The sequence below is a fragment of the Arthrobacter sp. StoSoilB13 genome, from assembly GCF_019977255.1.
Lineage (GTDB): Bacteria > Actinomycetota > Actinomycetes > Actinomycetales > Micrococcaceae > Arthrobacter.
The window spans coordinates 1,588,816-1,608,105 of record NZ_AP024647.1; the positions used below are offsets into that span (position 1 = coordinate 1,588,816).

At 61.9% G+C, this 19,290-nt stretch carries 12 protein-coding genes and 3 pseudogenes; all 15 read right to left on the reverse strand.

Annotation, left to right across the window (positions count from 1 at the left end):
* Positions 1-43 precede the first annotated feature (43 nt).
* The gene (locus LDP01_RS07470) at positions 44-544 is read right to left on the reverse strand and encodes a DUF3817 domain-containing protein (protein WP_224088258.1); all 501 of its coding nucleotides are present in this window, start codon (positions 542-544) and stop codon (positions 44-46) included.
* Complete coding sequence (locus LDP01_RS07475) at positions 544-1,413, reverse strand: SURF1 family protein (RefSeq protein WP_224088259.1); 870 nt, start codon at positions 1,411-1,413, stop codon at positions 544-546. The genes LDP01_RS07470 and LDP01_RS07475 overlap by 1 nt, the downstream gene beginning before the upstream one ends.
* An 86-nt stretch (positions 1,414-1,499) precedes the next feature.
* On the reverse strand, positions 1,500-1,988 hold the full coding sequence (locus LDP01_RS07480; RefSeq protein WP_224088260.1) for a PTS sugar transporter subunit IIA: 489 nt from the start codon (positions 1,986-1,988) through the stop codon (positions 1,500-1,502).
* A gap of 47 nt (positions 1,989-2,035) precedes the next feature.
* Positions 2,036-3,791: pseudogene (locus tag LDP01_RS07485) on the reverse strand (glycerol-3-phosphate dehydrogenase/oxidase).
* An 88-nt stretch (positions 3,792-3,879) separates the two neighbouring features.
* Entirely contained in the window at positions 3,880-5,016 is a 1,137-nt protein-coding gene (locus LDP01_RS07490; protein WP_224088261.1) for a GuaB3 family IMP dehydrogenase-related protein, read from the reverse strand.
* 52 nt (positions 5,017-5,068) lie between these two features.
* Entirely contained in the window at positions 5,069-6,949 is a 1,881-nt protein-coding gene (locus LDP01_RS07495) for an ABC transporter ATP-binding protein (protein ID WP_224088262.1), read from the reverse strand.
* A gap of 103 nt (positions 6,950-7,052) precedes the next feature.
* A complete protein-coding gene (gene guaB, locus LDP01_RS07500; protein ID WP_223933862.1) occupies positions 7,053-8,564 on the reverse strand; it encodes an IMP dehydrogenase in 1,512 nt (503 codons plus the stop codon).
* 257 nt (positions 8,565-8,821) lie between these two features.
* Positions 8,822-10,913, reverse strand: a pseudogene (locus LDP01_RS07505) (acyltransferase family protein).
* Complete coding sequence (locus LDP01_RS07510) at positions 10,910-12,952, reverse strand: acyltransferase family protein (protein ID WP_224091113.1); 2,043 nt, start codon at positions 12,950-12,952, stop codon at positions 10,910-10,912. Before LDP01_RS07510 ends, LDP01_RS07505 begins: the two are co-directional and overlap by 4 nt.
* Before the next feature lie 139 nt (positions 12,953-13,091).
* On the reverse strand, positions 13,092-14,270 hold the full coding sequence (locus LDP01_RS07515; protein ID WP_346658869.1) for a flavin-containing monooxygenase: 1,179 nt from the start codon (positions 14,268-14,270) through the stop codon (positions 13,092-13,094).
* 34 nt (positions 14,271-14,304) lie between these two features.
* Positions 14,305-14,646 (reverse strand): hypothetical protein, encoded by a 342-nt coding sequence (locus LDP01_RS07520; protein WP_224088264.1) that lies wholly within the window; start codon positions 14,644-14,646, stop codon positions 14,305-14,307.
* 168 nt (positions 14,647-14,814) lie between these two features.
* Positions 14,815-16,485 carry a response regulator transcription factor gene (locus LDP01_RS07525; RefSeq protein WP_224088265.1) on the reverse strand — a complete coding sequence of 557 codons (1,671 nt, stop codon included), beginning with the start codon at positions 16,483-16,485 and terminating at the stop codon, positions 14,815-14,817.
* Between the two features lie 184 nt (positions 16,486-16,669).
* Positions 16,670-18,284, reverse strand: a pseudogene (gene groL, locus LDP01_RS07530) (chaperonin GroEL).
* Between the two features lie 84 nt (positions 18,285-18,368).
* A complete protein-coding gene (groES, locus tag LDP01_RS07535; RefSeq protein ID WP_011775524.1) occupies positions 18,369-18,665 on the reverse strand; it encodes a co-chaperone GroES in 297 nt (98 codons plus the stop codon).
* Between the two features lie 191 nt (positions 18,666-18,856).
* Positions 18,857-19,285 carry a hypothetical protein gene (locus LDP01_RS07540; RefSeq protein ID WP_224088267.1) on the reverse strand — a complete coding sequence of 143 codons (429 nt, stop codon included), beginning with the start codon at positions 19,283-19,285 and terminating at the stop codon, positions 18,857-18,859.
* Positions 19,286-19,290: the final 5 nt, after the last annotated feature.

Consider the following 19,290-nt stretch of genomic DNA (forward strand, 5'->3'; position numbering starts at 1 on the left):
GGCATCTCACACCCTAACGCCGCCGTGGCTGGCGCTGCCGCGGCTAGTAGCGCTTTGACGCCTGGGGGTTGGCTGCCAGTTCCACTTCAACCTGTGCGTGGAACTTCTTCTCCACGATGAACGACATCAGCGGTACGACACCACCCAACGCCAGCAGGACCAGCTTGGAGAACGGCCACCGCATGAGCGACCACAAGCGGAAGTTGGACACCAGATAGACCACGTACATCCAGCCGTGAACGATCAATACGGTGGTGGAGATATTGAAGCCACCGATCACGCCCTTGGGCTCAGACTCGGCGAATCCGAAGCCAAAGGGCTTACCCGTGATGGCGTCCGTGCCACCGGCAAAGAGCGATACACCGAAACCGTAACGGGCAATCAGCTCAGCGCAGAGCAGCAGCAGCATGGCACCGGTCAGGTAGGCCATGACCTTGTAGAACTTCAGTGCCGAACGGATTTGGGCTTCCGTTCCGCCAAACCTGCGCTTCTTCGGCTTGGGTCCGGACTGCTCGGGCTGGATGGCCGGCTTGGGCTCAATCATTACTGCACCTTTTGTTCTGGCCCAGGTTGCTGGGGTTCAGGGCTTGTCGGTTCATTGGGGTGGTCTCTGTCATCGTCGAATCCGTCGTCGTTTGCGTCGAACTCGTCGTCTTCGAGGTCACGACGGTAGTCGTCTGCCACCATGCGCCACCAGATGTACAGCGCGAATCCTGCGAAGACCACCCACTCAACGGAATAGAAGAGGTTTAGCCAGTTGATCTGTTGCGCGGGCGGCTGTGCTGGGATGTTGAGTGCCTTCAGCGCTTCGTCCGCGGCGACGGGAACGCCGTCGGAAACTTCGGATGTCGCGGCAATGAAACCCTGGTAGCTGGAGACGTCCCAGATGTTGATAAGTTCGGCAACTGCCACTGCGGACGCCCGGCCTGGACCGGCGTCGACGTTTGGCACCGGCGCTTCAGAGGGCAGCAGGCGGCCGGTCAGCGTGATGGTGCCCGACGGCGGCGGACCGGCCTGGGCGGCATCGGCCACCCAACCCCGGGCTACTGGAATCCAGGTGTTGGGCGAGGCTGCCACACCGCTCAGTTTGGGAGCATTGTCCACCGCGAAAGCCGAGACAATCCAGAATCCCTTCTGGCCGTTGTACAGGCGGCCCTCAACCAGGACCTGCTTGGCAGGATCGTAAGATCCGGTGGCGCTGACCATCTGGTCCGAAGCAGAACCGGGGAAAAACTGCCCCGGCTGCAGGACGTCCACCAAGGGCTTGACATCTTCAATGCTGGACGAAACGGGAGCTTCGTGTTGGGTGGACCTGCTGAGCTGCCACTGGCTGAGCAGCACAAACACCGCGGACAGGAGAAGCGCAAAGACGAGTCCTGCGATCCAGCGGGGTTTCAGCGCGGTTTTCAACACCCCTTAACCGTACTTCGTCCGGCTGTAGAACAACGAAACGAACGGTAGGGACCTTAGCCCTGGAACTGGTCCGTGGGCGCCCGTTCTCAATGGTCGAAGAACACCAGGCTGGAGTTGATGAGTTCGGAAATAACCTCGGTATCGTGTGCCCGGCGCAGGGACTCCCGGAATGACTCTTTGGAGAGCGAACGCGCCAAAGTAGCCAGGACTTCCAAATGATCCGAGAAGGAACTGGCCGGCGTGGCTATGAGGAGGATCAGCGTGGCGGGGCCATCGGCGGCACCAAAATCCAGGGCATGGCCGAACTTTGTGACGCCTACGGCGATGGAGATCCGGTCTACGAATTCACTCCGTGCATGTGGCAGTCCAATGCCACCGGGAAGCCCGGTAGCCAGTTGGTGTTCCCTGGAATGGACCTGCTCCAGGAAGGCCTGGAGGTTGGAGATCCGGCCAGCCGCGTGAAGCCGTTCCGCGAGTTGAGCCGCTGCGTCGATTTTGTCCTCGGCAACAAGTTCCAGGATGACGGTGTCCGGCGTAGTCAGTTCCGCGTCATACCGGTCAAGTGGTTCAGCCAAGTTGTGTTCCCTCCAGTGTGGCCTCCCGGCCGCAGGTCCTGTGTTGCTCAGCGAAGGGGAACGATGTCATCGACTCCCATGCGCGCGGCGTCAGCTGATTCGTCGTCGGGTTGTTGCTGGCTAAGCCGTTCAGCTTCCACCCGGGCCAGATAGTGCTTGATTTCGCTTTCCCGCTGTGTGTCGCTCCAGCCAAGGATTTCTCCCATCAGCTTAGCCACTACAGGCACTGCTGACACACCCCGGTCCCACGCTTCGATCGAGATCCGGGTGCGGCGCGTCAAAACGTCGTGAACATGACGGGCACCCTCATGGGTGGTGGCGTAGACCACCTCCGCGGCGAGGTAATCGTCGGCCCCGGGAAGCGGCTCCCGGAGTTCGGGTTGCGCGGCGATGAGATCCAGCACTTCGGAGGCCATGGACCCATAGCGGTTGAGCAGGTGTTCCACGCGCGCAACGTGGACGCCGGCTTCTTCCGCGGAACGGGCGCGGCGGTTCCAAGCGGCTTTGAACCCCTCGGCACCGAGCAACGGGATCGTTTCCGTGCAGCTGGAGGGAACGCGTTCATCCATGGCCCGCGTGGCCTCGTCAACGGCATCTTTGGCCATGACACGGTAGGTGGTGAACTTGCCCCCGGCCACCACTACCAGGCCAGGCACCGGATGAGCCACGACATGTTCGCGGGAGAGTTTGGCGGTGGAGTCGTTTTCGCCTGCGAGAAGCGGGCGGAGTCCGGCGTAAACGCCTTCCACGTCCTCACGGGTGAGGGGCCGCTTCAGGACCTTGTTGACGTGCTCCAGGACGTAGTCAATGTCCTTGCTGGACGCGGCCCGGGTGCGCCTTGTCCAGTTTCCAATCCGTGTCCGTAGTCCCGATGATCCAGTGGCGGCCCCAGGGGATCACGAAGAGCACTGACTTCTCCGTGCGAAGTATCAGCCCAACGGTGGACTGGAACCTGTCCCGCGGTACAACAAGGTGGATCCCCTTGGATGCCCTGACTTTGAGCTGTCCGCGGTCCGTAACCATGGCCTGGGTTTCGTCCGTCCAGACTCCCGTGGCATTGACTACCTGCTTGGCACGCACCTCGAAGACGCTCCCGTCTTCCTGGTTTTCAAGCTTGGCGCCCACCACGCGTTCGCCTTCCCGGAGGAAGTCCACCACACGCACCCTGTTCACAGCATGGGCACCATAATGCGCTGCGGTCCGCACAACGTTGACCACCAAACGGGCGTCATCCACCTGGGCATCGTAGTAGCGGATGGAACCAACGAAAGCATCGTCTTTCAAGCTCGGAGCCGCCCTCAGGGTGCCGCGCCTGAAGAGATGCTTGTGCATCGGCACCCCGCGGCTGTGCCCGGACGTGAGGCCCAGGGTGTCGTAAAGCATGATGCCCGCGCCCACATAAGGGCGTTCCCAGAACCTCCGGGTCAGCGGGTAGAGGAAAGGGACAGGGCGGACAAGGTGGGGTGCGATCTGCTGGATCAGCAACCCGCGTTCCTGCAGGGCCTCCTGGACCAGTCCGAAATCAAGCATTTCAAGGTACCGGAGGCCACCATGGATGAGCTTGGACGAGCGCGAGGATGTCCCTGAGGCCCAATCCCGCGCCTCGACGATGCCGACTGTAAGGCCGCGCGTCACCGCATCCAGGGCTGCTCCAGCCCCCACCACGCCTCCGCCGACAATCAGGATGTCCAGCTGTTTGCCGGCTTCGGCAGTGGCTTTCAGGACTTCAATGGACGCGGCACGGGATTCCGGGCTTAATGCTCCCGGAGAATTCACTTGCGGACCGCCTGCGACATTGCTCATCGGACCCCTCCTCAAACGCAACAGCTGGTAGTCCCCTACCCTACTTGTTGCCCGGTCCGATTGGCAGAAGTCCCGATTGGCGGAAGTCTTAGTTGCCCGCGTAAGGGGATACTACGACGTCCACGCGCTGGAACTCCTTGAGGTCGGAATATCCTGTGGTCGCCATGGACCGGCGCAGTGCGCCAATGAGGTTGGACGTGCCATCGGTGTGGTGCCCGGGCCCGAAGAGGACTTCCTCCAGGGATCCGACCGTGCCAACGTTGACGCGGTCGCCGCGGGGCGATTCGAGGTGGTGCGCCTCCGGACCCCAGTGCCAGCCGCGGCCCGGAGCTTCTTCGGCGCGGGCCAGGGCGCTGCCCAGCATTACGGCATCCGCTCCCATCGCGATGGCCTTGACGATGTCGCCCGACCTGCCCATGCCGCCGTCGGCAATGACATGGACATAACGCCCACCGGACTCATCCATGTAGTCACGGCGGGCCGCAGTGACATCTGAGATAGCCGATGCCATGGGCGAATGAATGCCCAGCGCACGGCGCGTGGTGGTGGTAGCACCTCCACCGAAGCCAACGAGGACGCCGGCGGCACCCGTGCGCATGAGGTGCAGGGCCGGTGTGTAACCAGCCGCTCCACCAACGATCACAGGGACATCGAGTTCGTAGATGAACTGCTTAAGGTTCAGCGGCTCATGATTCTTGGACACGTGCTCCGCGGAGACGGTGGTTCCACGAATGACGAAAATATCGACGCCGGCGGCCACCACGGTCTTGTAGTGTTCCTGTGTCCGCTGCGGGGTCAAGGAACCGGCAACAGTGACGCCTGCGGCGCGGATCTCGGCGAGGCGGGAGCTGATGAGCTCTGGCTGGATGGGCGCCTGGTACAGGTCCTGCATCCGGCGGGTGACGGCCGGGCTGCTGGTTTCATTGGCCAGGCCGGCGATCTCGTCGAGCACCTTCTGTGGGTTTTCGTACCGGGTCCAGAGGCCTTCAAGGTCCAGGACGCCAAGACCACCCAAACGGCCCAAGGCAATGGCCGTGTCCGGCGACATCACAGAGTCCATGGGGGCGGCAATCACCGGCATATCGAACTTATAGGCGTCGATCTGCCAGGAGACAGAGACGTCCTTCGGGTCACGCGTCCGACGATTCGGAACGATCGCGATGTCATCCAGGGAGTAGGCACGACGCCCACGCTTGCCACGGCCAATCTCAATCTCATAAGTCACTGCTCGAGTTTATCCCACCAAGACCAAGCCACCGTTTTGTTCCAACTTGCTCCTACGGGGTGTTCTGGCTGGTCTCTTCCACTGTGAGCTGGGATTCGAACATCCGGAAGTAGCGGCCCCTCAACGCCACAAGCTCCTTGTGGGTCCCCTGTTCGGCAATGCGCCCGCCCTCGAGCATGTACACAACGTCCGCCTTTTCGATGGTGGCCAGCCGGTGGCTGATGGCAATGATGGTGCTGTTCCGGTCCGCGAAAAGGCGTGTGAAGATCCGGTGCTCAGCCAAAGCATCAATGGCCGACGTTGGTTCGTCCATGACCATGAAGGAGGCATCCCGGTAGAAGTTCCGGGCCATGGCCAGTCTCTGCCATTGCCCGCCGGAGAGGCCACTCCCCTTGCGTCCGCGGGGATCCTCCATCCAATTGCTCACATGGTTTTCCAGGCCATTGGGCAGCTTGTTGATGAACTCCATGGCCTCGGCGTCCGATGCTGCCCTTCGGATGCGTTGCTCGTCCCGCGGTTGATCGACATCGCCCAGGTAGATGTTCTCCGCCGCGGTTGCGAATTCATACTTCAGGAACTCCTGGCTAAGCACCGCGAGGTGCCGGTGCCAACTGGTCACGTCGATACCGGTGAGATCGACGCCGTCGAGCAGTACTTGGCCTGAATCCGGCCGGTACAGGCCAGCCAGGATCCGGATCAGCGTGGACTTTCCTGCACCGTTCTCACCCACTATGGCAATGTGCTGGCCCGCCCTGATGGTCAGGGATGTGCCCTTGATAACCTCAATGTCACTCCCCGTATAGCTGAATCGGATGTCCCGCATTTCCACTACGGAAGGCGACTTCACCAGGGGAGGCTCGTAGCCGCTGGGCACAGGAAGCGCCATGAAAAGCTCGTAGTCTTTGAGGTTGGCAAGGTCTTCGTCGATGGAACTCAGTGAGGAGACCAGGTTGTTGGCGGTGGATAGAGCCCGGCTGACGATCTGCTGGATGTAGAGGAACTGCCCTACCGGCTGGGCCCTGGCGATGATTTGTCCCACCACCCAGATCAAGGACACAACTTCGGCACCATACTGCAGGGCGTCCGCTGCGAGTTGCTTGGGGATGTAGCGCTTCTGGAAGTCCAGCCGCCTGCGCTCGTCAGCGTCCCGAAGCCGGGATCGCAGGTCCATCAGATAGCCCACGATCCCGTAAAGCCGCATCTCGGCAATGTGCTGGGGACGCAGGAGGTTCGTCTCGATCATGCGCCGTTGCCGCCGGGAATCCACCTGGGTATTCCAGTGGGCTATTTGCTCCCTTGAGAGCTTGAACTGCAGGTAGACGCTCGGGACGATTGCAATGAGGACAATGACGGCGATCCACCAACTGACCAACAACAGCGCACCGACTGCCAGGATGACTGAAACCAACTGCGTAAAGATGGCCGCGATCCTGTCCAGGACCCGGGCGTAGGAATCGGAGAACCGCTTGGCGCGATCGTAGAGGTCCACCGTTTCTTTGTCGTCGTAGCGCCAGAACTCCAGCGCCAGAAAGCGCTCATACATCATGTCGCCAACGATTGCCCCCACTTTGAAGCTCATCAGCTGCTGGATGTACCGGTCCACGCTACTGAAGGCGCCCCAGAACAGCCCCAGCGCCGCAGTAATGATGACGTACAGTACCGCCCGCGGACCGGCGTCGGGATCTCCCGCGTAACCGGCGGCCAACGCGGTGGTGGTCAACGCGGCGAAGTAGGTGGTGACCAGCGGCAGCGTGGCCGAAATCAGGGACCCGGCCACTTTCATGATGACTGCAACAGGTGATGCCTTGAAACTGACCTTCAGGACCTGCCCGACGGCGCGTGCGTACGGCCGGAGGGCAAGCTTGCGGGGCGCTGTGCCTGAATTCAGCCGGACTGACTCCGGATGCCGCGGTTGTGCGGGCTTTTCGGACATGTCCCCAGCCTATTCCTACCCACGGACATTTCCGTTGCGGCCCTTAAACAGCTGTTCCCCATGGAAGGATCCACAGGGAACAGCCGGGAGGAACTGATGATGGTTAGCGGGAACCGTAGTTCGGCGCCTCTACGGTCATCTGGATATCGTGCGGGTGCGATTCCTTCAGGCCGGCAGGCGTAATCCGGACGAACTTGCCGCGTGCCTTGAGCTCGGCAATGGTGGGGGCGCCGGTGTAGAACATGGTCTGACGGAGGCCGCCCACCAGCTGGTAGGCCACGGATGCCAGCGGACCACGGAATGCGACGCGGCCTTCGATGCCTTCCGGGATGAGCTTGTCATCGCCGGAAACGTCGGCCTGGAAATAGCGGTCCTTGGAGTAGGACGTGTTCTTTCCACGCGACTGCATGGCGCCCAGGGAGCCCATGCCGCGGTAGCTCTTGAACTGCTTGCCGTTGACGAAGATAAGCTCGCCGGGAGACTCTTCACAACCAGCCAGCAGTGAGCCGAGCATGACGGTGTCGGCACCGGCGACCAGCGCCTTGCCGATGTCACCCGAGTACTGGAGACCGCCGTCGGCAATCAGCGGCACGCCCGCCGGAATGGCAGCCTTCGCGGATTCGTAGATGGCCGTGATCTGGGGAACGCCGACACCGGCAACAACACGGGTGGTGCAGATGGAGCCCGGACCAACGCCTACCTTGATGCCGTCGGCACCGGCGTCGATCAGTGCCTGGGCACCTTCGCGGGTGGCAGCCTGGCCGCCAATGATGTCCACGTGCGCAGCGATCGGATCCGACTTCAGGCGACGGATCATGTCCAGCACGCCCTGGGAGTGGCCATTGGCCGTATCCACGAACAGGGCGTCCACACCGGCGTCGATGAGCTTCATGGCGCGCTCCCAGCCATCACCGAAGAAGCCGATGGCGGCACCTACGCGCAGGCGGCCTTCGTCGTCCTTGGTGGCCAGCGGGTACTGCTCTGCCTTGGTGAAGTCCTTGGTGGTGATGAGGCCCTTGAGGCGGCCCTGCTCGTCAACGAGAGGGAGCTTCTCGATCTTGTTGGTGGCCAGCTTGTGCGAGGCTTCCTCGCGGCTGATGCCCACATGGCCGGTGATGAGCGGCATCTTGGTCATGGCATCGCTGACGCTGCGCAGCGGGAATTCAGATTCGGGAATGAACCGGGTGTCGCGGTTGGTCACGATGCCCAGCAGGCGCCCGTCCGTGTCCACCACGGGAAGGCCGGAGACGCGGTAGCGGGAACACAGCTCGTCCAGTTCCTGCAGCGTTGCCTGCGGGCCAATGGTCAGCGGGTTGGTGATCATGCCGGACTCGCTGCGCTTGACGCGGTCAACGTGCTCAGCCTGGTCATCGATGGACAGGTTGCGGTGCACTACGCCCAGGCCGCCCTGGCGGGCCATCGCGATGGCCATACGGGACTCCGTGACGGTGTCCATGGCAGCAGACAGCAACGGCGTCTGCACCGTAATCCGCTTGGAAATGCGGGAGGACGTGTCCGCGTCCGAGGGGATGACGTCGGTGTGCCCGGGCAGGAGCAGGACGTCGTCGTAGGTCAGGCCTACGAAGCCAAAGGGATCGTGTTCGGGCTGGGTCATGAGTGCGGCCTCTTACCTGGGTTCCGGGGGCTATAACTGGTAGGGGTTGCAACTGATGACCAGCCCGTCATTACGGGACTGGCCTGTGCATAAAGTACTGGCCTGTGCATGAGGTACTGCAAGGCAAAGGTGCTTCGGGTATTGAATAAATAGTAGAACCTCCGCGGCGATCGCCATATTCCGCGACGCCTGAGTGTGAGCAACGGCACTGGCGGCAGGCCGGCGTCGTGCGTTGCATGCTCCTGCGGATGGCGAGGCTAGCGCTCAGACCAGCCCGTCGCGGCGAGGAGCCGCTCCTCGAACATGGGAATCATGCTCTGTACATAGGTCTTGGTGAGATGGTTGTCGTCCTTGTAGACGTACACATTCCCAACCACTGCCGGACACGTGCCCTTTTCACAGATGAAGTCGCTCATGTCCATCAGGTACAACCGATCCACCTTGCCCGCGTAATCGTCCAAGGGCGAGGACGCAGCCAGGGAATCCTCCAAGGGAGGGTTGCAGTCAGGCGAATCAGGGCCCTTCTTCTGCACGCACTCGGGCATGTTGATGCTGAACCGCGGGTTGTCGCGCACGCCGACGACGTCGATTCCGGCATCCGTGAAGGGCTTGATGCCTTCCAAATAGCCGGGCACTTCGGTCTCGAAAGGGGCCGTGACATGAGTTAGTGACGCCACAGTGAACACTGCATCGGGTTTGTGTTCCATGACGTAGGCGGCACTTGCCTTGTTGAAGTCGTTGCATTCGCTGGTGCGTTCAGGAGAGTCCGCACCGAACCGGCAGTTCCCCTTCAGCAGAGTGACCACTTCCCAACCATGCTCCTTGGCGATGGGTCCCAGGGCGGCCATGTACTGCTGGGCATGGGAATCGCCCAGGACCACGATCCTCTTGGTCACCACTGCCGGTTCATTATTCTGGAGGCAACCCTGCAGCAACGGATCTGACGGGACGTTCGCGCCAGTACACAGGCCATCGATGTCCGCCCATTCATCGTTCATGGCGGCGGGTGCGGGAATGATCATTGCCTCGGGCGTCGGTTGGCCCGCGAACCCAGGCGACAGCGCTGCGGCACCGGGCGTCAGTTCCTTGGGCTGGTCCGCAATCGCCACACTTTCGGCGGCGATGGCACCCTGCCAGGCGGTCATCGGAAGCGCCAGCAGCGCACCGCAGGAAACAACGACGACGGCGGGCCCGCCAGGACCGTGCGTCCGGCCACTGCCAGCGGCGCATGGGCACCTCGACATACCGCGTGGTGGCAACGGCCAACATCATGGATACCGCCATGATGCCCAGGCCCTGCAGGAGGTTGGGACTTGTGGTCTCCGTGACGAGCAGGAAGAACACCAGGACAGGCCAGTGCCACAAGTACAAGGCGTAGGAATTGTTGCCCACCAGGACCAGGGGCTTTGAGCTGAGCACGCGGTCCGCACCAAAGCGGCTGTTGCTCTGGCCGGCGACGATAACGGCCGCGGCGGCGAGCGTGGGCCAGAGGGCCACGAATCCCGGGAAGGAACGGTCGACAGTCAGGATCAAGCCACACGAGAGCATGGCGGCCAGTCCTGCCCAACCCAGGAATACCCGGAGCCGCCGACCCGGTTTGAGGTACGGGAGAGCAAGCGCCAGCAGGGAACCCAGCGCAAATTCCCACAGCCTTGTCCGGGTATCGAAATACGCATAGGCCTGGTTGTTCGCCGTCTGGTCGATCGAATAGACCAGCGAGGCCACAAAGACCAGGCCGAACGCCATGAACAGCAACTGCCGGTGTTCCATGACCCTTCGGCCTGGGAACAGCTTTGCCAGTTGCGGCTGCAGCAGGGCTACGGCGCCGAAAATGAGCGGCCACAGAATGAAGACCTGGCCCTGGACGGACAGGGACCAAAAGTGTTGAAGCGGACTGGCCCCGGAGTGGTCCTGGGCATAATAATCAACGGCAGAATCCGCAAGCTGCCAGTTCTGCCGGTACAGCAGGGAGGCCCAGGCCTCGGCGAGCACATCCGGCCACCGGCTCTGCGGGACAAAGGCCCACGTTGCGGTCAGAACCGCCAACAAGACAACAACGACGGCGGGCAGCAGCCGCTTGAACACGTGGAGCCAGTGCTGCAGGAGCCTCAGGGGCTTGTGGTTTTCGAGCTTCCGCGTAAAGGACAGGGTCAGCAGGAAAGCCGAGATGAGCAAAAAGACGTCGACACCACCGGACACCCGGCCCAGCCAAATGTGGTAAGCCGCCACCATCAACACAGCCAAGGCCCGCAGGCCCTGAACCTCGGGGCGGAAGGTGCGTTCCGCCGTCGTGGGCCTCGCTGTGGTGGGGTTGCCACCCAAGGGTGCAGTTGCTTTCACGTCGCTCATCGCTCCCACCCCGTCGCGGCAAACCACCTTTCATCGAACATCTCACCCATGCTGGTGACGTAGGTCTTGGACAAGTGGTTATCGTCCAGGTAGACGAAGACATTTCCTACGACGCTGGGGCACTGGACACCATTGCAGAGGAGATCCGTCATATCCAGGAACGCGGCATTTCCAAACTTTCCCTGCACGGCCGCGAAAGGGCTCTCCGCTGCCAGGACGTCATGCTGGTCGGATTTGCAGTCAGGGCTGTCCACGCCCTTGGACAGGGCACACTCGGTGACGTTGTGGTCATAGCGGGGGTTGTCACGGATGGCCACCACCTGGATGCCGAGGTCGTTGAAGTTGGTGACCGACTGTTCAAAGCCGTACACCAACTCCTCATCCGGTGATGACGGGGCAGCCTTGGTGCCCACCATGAACACGGAATCCGGGGTGTGCGCTGCCACATACTTGAAAGCCGCCGAGTTGAAATCATTGCAGTGCTGGTCAGCGTCGGGGTTCTCCGGCATGAACGGGCATCCGCCCAAAAGGAGGGCCGTGACCTTCCAGTGCTCAGCCTCAGCGAGGGGACCGAGCGCGGCCAGCCACTGCTGGGCATGGGAATCACCCAAGACAATGATGCTCTTGGTGGCGTCATCGCCCACGCCGTTTTGCTGGCAGTTCTCCTGCAGGGTCTTGTCTTCCGGCTGGGACGCTCCCTCGCACGTCCCACCCAGATGTGCCCAGTCCTCAGGTAGCTGCTCTGCGGTAGGAAGCGTTTTGGCGTCAGGGCTGACCTGGTCCACGTACCCGGGCAGGAGGGCATGTGCTCCCGGGTTGTCGTTGAATGCCTGCGTGTCAGCGGCCTTCTGGTCCAGGTACTGCTTGTACTGGAAACCGAGCAACGGCGTGCACGCCACGGCAAGGCACACCGCGATCGAGATGGCTGCCCGGCGACGCTTCACCTCGGGCCACTTCCACTCCCGGAATGGCTTCTCCACATACTTCGTGGTCAGGAACGCCAGGACCAGTGCCAACGCCACAATCGCCGTGCCGGAAAGCCAACCCGCATGATCCTTGCCGCTCCAAGCCAACGCGATCACCAGGATGGGCCAGTGCCAGAGATAGAGGGCATAGGAATTGTCGCCCAGCCGAACAAGGAATCTGGAGCTCAGGATCCGATCCACGCCGAAGCGGCTACCGGTCTGTCCCGCTGCAATCACCGCAACGGCAGCCAGGGTAGGCCAGAGTGCAACAAAGCCCGGGAACGCCGTCTGGACCTGCAGCAGGATGCCGCAACTGAGCATGGCGGCCACGCCGATCCACCCCATCGCCACGCGGACAGGTTTGGAAAAGTCCAAGGCAGGCAAAATCAAGGCAACAAGGGTTCCGAGGGCAAACTCCCACAGGCGGGCGAAGGTGTCGAAGTACGCCACCGCCTGGTTGTTGGCCGTAAAGATGATGGAGTACGTCAGGGAAACGACGAAGATGAGCGCAAAAACGTACGCGAGCGAAGCCCGGTACCGGAGATCGAATTTGCGGCAGATGACCGCCATCACGGCGAAGATCACCGGCCAGAGAATGAATATCTGGCCCTGGATGGAAAGCGACCAGAAGTGCTGCACTGGACTGGCCAGGCTGTGGTCCGTTGCGTAGTAGTTGACCGCAAGAGTCTGCAGGAGCCAATTCTCGTAGTAGAAGAGTGAGGCCCAAGCCTGATTGACCACTTCTACCCAGCGGGTGGGAGGCAGGAAAGCAAAAGTAGCAGCCAATGTTCCGAAGAGTACAACCACGACTGCCGGGAGGAGGCGCCTGAACAAGTGCAGCCAGTGCCGCAGCAAGTCCATCGGGCGCCGCTGTTTGAAGCGGCTGGTGAACTGAAGAGTCATGAGGAATGCCGAGATCAGCAGGAAGACATCTACCCCGCCTGACACCCGCCCAATCCAGATGTGGTAGCTCACCACCATGAGGACAGCGAGGGAGCGGAGGCCCTGGATTTCGGGCCGGAAGGTGGACTTTACAACGGGACCGGTAGCCCGCCTGTTGGGACGGGCGGGCATTCGGATCGTTGATGTAGTCACGTTAGGCAGTTCCTCAAGGCTATTGCACAAAGCATCCATCATACGCTGTTCCGGGCTCCGGCCCCAGTCGGGCCGGTCTGCGGAACCGCCTTACGAGTGTCTATTAGCTCAGGTTGGACTATGCATTTGCAAAGATGAAACTGTGCGTTGCCTGTGCCAAGGCACTGTGTCTGAAGGCCCGGAAAACTAGGTCAAGGCCGGCCGACGCCCCACCATCAGCTGCCGGTCGACTGTGATTCGTTGTGCCAGATAACGGGCATCCCGGCCAACTCCTGGAAGCGTTGCCGAGACTGCAGCGAACAGGAACTCCTGGCCGATGAAATAGAGTCCAGGGACAGATTCCACTACTCCCCTCTTGTGGGGCCGGCGCCCCCTCTCCGTCCTGGTACGGGAGCTTCAGCCACGAGTAGTCCTCCCGGTATCCGGTACACCAAATGACGTTCGCCACGTCCAGCGTCCGGCCCTCTTCCAGCAACGGTTTGCCCTGCTTTACGCCGGCTATCCTTGGCAGCAGTTCCACCTTCGCTTCACGCAGTTCCTTGGTACGTGTTCGGATCAAAGGTGCCGCCATCATCTTGAATGCCGGCGCCACCTTCCGGCCAACCGGTGTGTTGAGCGTCAGGACGTGAAGGCCTGCGAACCGGATCACAGGCAGCACAAACCGGGCTGCAGCGCGTCCATGGCGAACAGGGATTTCGCCACTGGCTTTGCCCGCCAACAACGTGGTGTGGGTCCTGCTGGCTTCGAGGGCAATCTCCGCGCCGGAATTGCCGAGCCCGACAACGAGCACTGGTCCAGGTTGGAGTTGCCCGGGATTCTTGTATTCCTGCGAGTGAAGCTGCACGATGCCCGGATCCAGCTCATTCGCGAATGCAGGCCGCTTGGGCAGGCGATACCCTCCGGTGGCAACCACTACGTTGTTGGCGGTCCAGGACCTGTCACCGGAGCTCACAAGGAAGCGATCACCCTCTTGTGTCACTCCATCAACATGGACCCCGGGAACCACGGGAAGACTGAACCGCCGTGCATATTCTTCGAGGTAGTCCGCCAACTCATCCTTACTCGGGAACGCCAAGCGGTCGCCTGGGAAGGGCATGCCCGGCAAACCGTCGTACTTGGCCGGCGTGAAGAGACGGAGCGAATCCCACCGCTGCCGCCACGAATCGCCGGTCCTGGCGTTCTCGTCGAGGATGACGAAGTCGTGGTGCCCTTTGGCCAGCCAATAGCCGAGCGCCAAGCCGGCCTGGCCACCGCCTACGATCACGGTATCGAACTGTGGGTCACTAGCTTTTTTCATGGCTTTTCCTTTCTCATTACTGGTCAACGCGGGGTCACTTATGGTCTATGGCAGCGGCCGACATGGGCCTTAAGTGACCCCGCGTTGCTGGAGTTTCAGTTGCTGGGGTTCCAGTGGGAGCCTTCCGGTATCGCAGGCACCACACCAACATCAGTGCCGACGTCACCACATAGAACGTGTGCAGCAGCCACACCGGCCCCGCCGGAAGGTCGAAGACGTAGAACGAGTGCACGGCATTGGCGATGTTGGTCAGGGTGATATTGCTCAAACTGTAGGAGGCCAGGTCCTTGGTCCGGACTGCCTTGAACAACATGGGCAGCATGCTGGATGCAAAGAGCACGGTGGATACGGTGCCGGCGAGCAGTGGAATGTTCATAAGCCCAAGCTATGAGTCCGGCGCCCCTTGCCGCGTCGGCCAAATGACGCATCCTGCTGGAATGGGCATGGGTATTTATGCGCATGCCGGGAAGTGATAGAGCGTTCGGGAAAACCCTGCAGTATGTGAGAGAAGATCGGGAGAAAAGCGGTGGGAAGTGATAGAGCATCAGTTGGTTAAGTGGTGCTCAAACGCGTATTTGGTGGCAGCAACCCGGGATGGCAAGGAGAGTTTGCTGAGGATGTTGCTGACATGGCGGGCAACGGTTTTTTCACTGAGATACAGTTCCCGGGCAATGGACTTGTTGGCTTTTCCGTCGGCGACAAGCCTCAGGACTTCAAGTTCACGGGCAGTCAGTTCACGGGCGTTCAGTTCACGGGCAGTGGGCATGGAACCATCGCCGCCACTCACCGTTCCGGCTCCCGCTTTGAGACCCAGCACCCCGGCCAGGGCAGGCGCTGCGTCGAGTTCCGCGAACTCGGCTGCGGCCGCTTCGAATTCCATGGCGGCAGAGTCGGGGTCGCCCAGCCGGGCACACGCACGACCGGCCAACAACCGGCACCGGGCAGCCTCATACGGAGCCTCGAGGCTGTACCAAAGCCGCCAAGCCTTCCGGGCGGTCATCAGTGCGGCTTCGGCACTCCCCTCGGCCAAGAGAACGCTCGCTTCCGCCTGGGCTGATAGCGCCCGCTCCAAGGGGCGGCTGGCTTCGTGGAGCGGTGCTGCGAGTTCATCCGCGGCCTCTCGGGCTGCGACGACGTCTCCCGCCGCAAGCTCCACCTGGACCACCGCCGGAAGCAGCCTGCAGCGGTTGGCCGGATCTGCTCCGGACATTGCACGGTGCAACATGGCCTGCGCCTGGGACGTTTTGTTCTGGGCCATACGTAGAAGCGCAAGGCCAGGCAATGGCTCAAAGCCGGTCTCCCCGGCCTTGGCGTAGGCTGCTTCAGCCTCGTCAAACCTGCCCCTGAGGCGGAGGACTTCCCCCTGTTGGTACCAAGCTCCCCAGGCTGCTTCCGGATCGCCCCGACGCGAACGGTCCTGGGCGATGCGGGCCGCAGCCAAGGCCTCGTCCCAGGCGCCATGCAGGATGAACAGCTCTGCGCGGTGCGATTGGCATTGCCCACTGAACATCACCATGTCCGGCCGGTCTCCGCACCACCGTTCCAAGGCTGTCGTCCATTCCTGGGCGCGATGGACATCCAAAGCGAGCCTGCAGCTTCCAATCACCGCACAGTAGATGATCCCGGAAGGTATGGGCGAGACCTCGCCGGCGGTGACGGACAACATCACTTCATCGAGGAGCTGCAATCCCTCGTCCGGGGAGCCGAGTGTAATCCTGGCTGTGCCCAGGCCCAGCTGGCCCAACGCCATGAGATCCCTGTCGTGGAAACGCCGGCCCACTTCAAAGGCCCGGCCAAACAGTTCGTGGCTGGCCTCCGGATTTCCTCCGTAAAGGGAACCCAGGGCGGATGGGATGAGGAGATAGCCCTCCGCTTCGGTGGGCTCTTCCATTTCGGCAATCAGATGCTGGGCGCGGGACATCCAACCGGAACTTCGCGCGGGCTCCCCGATGTCCATGAGGAACAGCACCAGCCACGCCGCGCAGCGCGCCGCACCGGCCATGTCGCCCAACGTCAGGAATTCCTCATGGGCCCGCGTCAGGTACTTCACTCCGTCATCGTCATGGCCCAGCAGCATTGCCACGGATGCCACCAGTTCCATGTCCCGGGCAGGCAAGCCACCTTCGGAATCGGCCCGGGCAAGGCAGTCCAGCGCATCGCTCCAGCGACGCTCGGAGAATGCCGAGCGGCCCATATCCAAGGCTGTGACCGACATAGTGAACACTCATTCCGCGACCGGGAGCAACCCGGTTGGCGCACCCAAGCCGCCGTATTAGCGTCAGGGTACCGCCGCCGTCGTAAGTCCCACAATAGGTCCCCGCGGCTCCGGGGAACCTGCGCGTTCCTGACAAAAAAGCCCTGGCCACACGAAGGTGACCAGGGCTTTTTTGAACAGGCTGTTAGTGCTGGTGGCCTGCGTGTGCGTCTTCTTCCTCGGCCGGCTTTTCGGCAACCAGGGTCTCGGTGGTGAGAACCAGGGCAGCGATGGAAGCGGCGTTGCGGAGTGCGGAGCGCGTGACCTTGACGGGGTCGATCACGCCGGCGGCGATCAGGTCCTCGTACTCGCCGGACTTGGCGTTGAAGCCGTGGTTGGCTTCGAGTTCGGAGACCTTGGAAACGACGACGAAGCCGTCGAAGCCGGCGTTCTGCGCGATCCAGCGCAGCGGCTGGATCAAGGCGCGGCGGACGATGCCAACAGCTGCTGCCGCGTCACCTTCCAGGGCCCTTGACGGCCGGGGACTCGTCCAGTGCCTTCAGGGCGTGGATGAGCGCGGAACCGCCACCGGAAACGATGCCTTCTTCAAGGGCTGCACGCGTGGAGGAAACGGCGTCCTCGATGCGGTGCTTCTTTTCCTTCAGCTCAACCTCAGTGGCGGCGCCAACCTTGATGACACCGATGCCGCCAGCCAGCTTGGCAAGGCGCTCCTGCAGCTTCTCGCGGTCCCAGTCGGAGTCCGTGCGGGTGAGCTCGGCACGCAGCTGGGCCACGCGGTCGGCAACGTCCTGCTCGGTTCCGGCGCCATCGACGATGGTGGTGTTGTCCTTGGTGACCGTGATGCGGCGAGCCGTACCCAGTACCTCAAGGCCAACAGTGTCCAGCGAAAGTCCAAGGTCCGGGGAAACAACCTGCGCGCCAGTGAGCGTAGCGATGTCCTGGAGCATGGCCTTGCGGCGGTCGCCGAAGCCGGGAGCCTTGACGGCGACGACGTTCAGGGTGCCGCGGATGCGGTTGACGATCAGCGTGGACAGGGCTTCGCCTTCGATGTCCTCGGCGATGATGAACAGCGGCTTGGAGGCCTGCAGCGCCTTCTCCAGCAACGGCAGGAATTCCTGCAGCGAGGAGATCTTGCCCTGGTTGATCAGGATCAAGGCGTCTTCGAGGACGGCTTCCTGGCGTTCTGCGTCAGTGACGAAGTACGGGGAGAGGTAGCCCTTGTCGAACTGCATGCCTTCGGTGAGGACGAGTTCGGTCTGGGTGGTGGAGGACTCTTCGATGGTGATGACGCCATCCTTGCCCACCTTGCCGAAAGCCTCGGCCAACAGTTCGCCAATTTCGTCGCTCTGGGCGGAGATAGCGGCAACGTTGGCAACCTGGGTGCCTTGCACTTCGCTGGCGTTCTCCAGGAGGCGGGCTGCGATGGCTTCGATGGAAACCTCGATGCCACGCTTGATCTCGCCAGGCGCGGCACCAGCAGCAACATTGCGCAGGCCTTCCTTGACCAGTGCCTGCGCCAGCACCGTAGCGGTGGTGGTGCCGTCGCCAGCGACGTCGTTGGTCTTGGTGGCTACTTCCTTGGCAAGCTGCGCACCAAGGTTCTCGTAGGGGTCGTCAAGCTCAACTTCGCGGGCGATCGTCACGCCATCGTTGGTGATCGTGGGAGCGCCCCACTTCTTGTCCAGCACGACGTTGCGGCCGCGCGGGCCAAGCGTCACCTTGACAGTGTTGGCGAGCTTGTCGATACCGGCCTCAAGAGACCGGCGGGCAGCATCGTTAAAAGCAAGCTGCTTTGCCATGGTTGTGTCCTTTCAAGACAGAAAACCCGCACCGCAGAAGGTCGGAATGATTCCAACGCGGCTGCGGTGCGGGGCTCCAGGAAGTTACTTTACGACGATCGCAAGGACGTCGCGGGCGGACAGAACGAGGTACTCGTTGCCGCCGGTCTTGACTTCGGTTCCACCGTACTTGGAGTAGATAACGACGTCGCCAACAGCTACGTCAACCGGCACGCGGTTGCCGTTGTCATCGAAGCGGCCGGGGCCGATTGCAACAACTTCGCCTTCCTGCGGCTTCTCCTGTGCGGAGTCCGGAATTACCAGGCCGGAAGCCGTGGTCTGCTCTGCTTCGAGCGGGCGAACAACAATACGATCCTCAAGAGGCTTAATCGAGACCGACACTCGGACTCTCCTTTTCATGAGCTGATTCATGGACTAAGAACTAGGGTGCCGTGGCGTGCAACCGTCGTCGCGGTGCCGGTGGACGCCTGGCGTGATTAGCACCCTCCGGGGGAGAGTGCTAACAAGACTCTATGTAAGCGTTAGCACTCGGTCAAGGTGAGTGCCAGAATTTCGTCGTTGGTGAACTCCCGTTACCGCCCGGTGAGGTCATCCAGATCGTAGTCTTCGCCGTCGTCATCCTCATCCACAGGTGCCGATCCGCGATTCAAATACAGCACGACGGCGGCTGCCAGGGCCACGACGCCGGAAATCACCAGGGCGATAATCCCGCCAATGCGGGCCCCGCTGTAGAGGTCCCGGATATCGCGGGCTTCATCAGTAGCGTCGTTCACGCTCTTGCCTGTGACGGAGTAGGCAGCTGCGTTGAATGAGTCCAGGACGAAGATGACGATCAGCAGGGCAACGCAGATTACCGCGATCACGGCCCCCGCGATCAAGGCAGGACGGGCAAACGCCACAAGGGACCGGCCGGCGGAATGCTCTGAAGCTCCCGGGGCAGCGGGGCGGTTCCCGCCCGGGTTGTTCGTGTCGGAGGGCTGCGGAGCTGCGTTGTCTTCCATGAAAA

Coding starts and splice junctions, on each gene's coding strand:
- LDP01_RS07495 (WP_224088262.1), bottom strand. CDS start 6,949: ATGTCCGAAAAGCCCGCACAACCGCGGCATCCGGAGTCAGTCCGGCTG.
- LDP01_RS07510 (WP_224091113.1), bottom strand. CDS start 12,952: ATGCCCGCCCGTCCCAACAGGCGGGCTACCGGTCCCGTTGTAAAGTCC.
- LDP01_RS07515 (WP_346658869.1), bottom strand. CDS start 14,270: ATGAAAAAAGCTAGTGACCCACAGTTCGATACCGTGATCGTAGGCGGT.
- LDP01_RS07540 (WP_224088267.1), bottom strand. CDS start 19,285: ATGGAAGACAACGCAGCTCCGCAGCCCTCCGACACGAACAACCCGGGC.
- LDP01_RS07520 (WP_224088264.1), bottom strand. CDS start 14,646: ATGAACATTCCACTGCTCGCCGGCACCGTATCCACCGTGCTCTTTGCA.
- LDP01_RS07525 (WP_224088265.1), bottom strand. CDS start 16,485: ATGTCGGTCACAGCCTTGGATATGGGCCGCTCGGCATTCTCCGAGCGT.
- guaB (WP_223933862.1), bottom strand. CDS start 8,564: ATGACCCAGCCCGAACACGATCCCTTTGGCTTCGTAGGCCTGACCTAC.
- LDP01_RS07470 (WP_224088258.1), bottom strand. CDS start 544: ATGATTGAGCCCAAGCCGGCCATCCAGCCCGAGCAGTCCGGACCCAAG.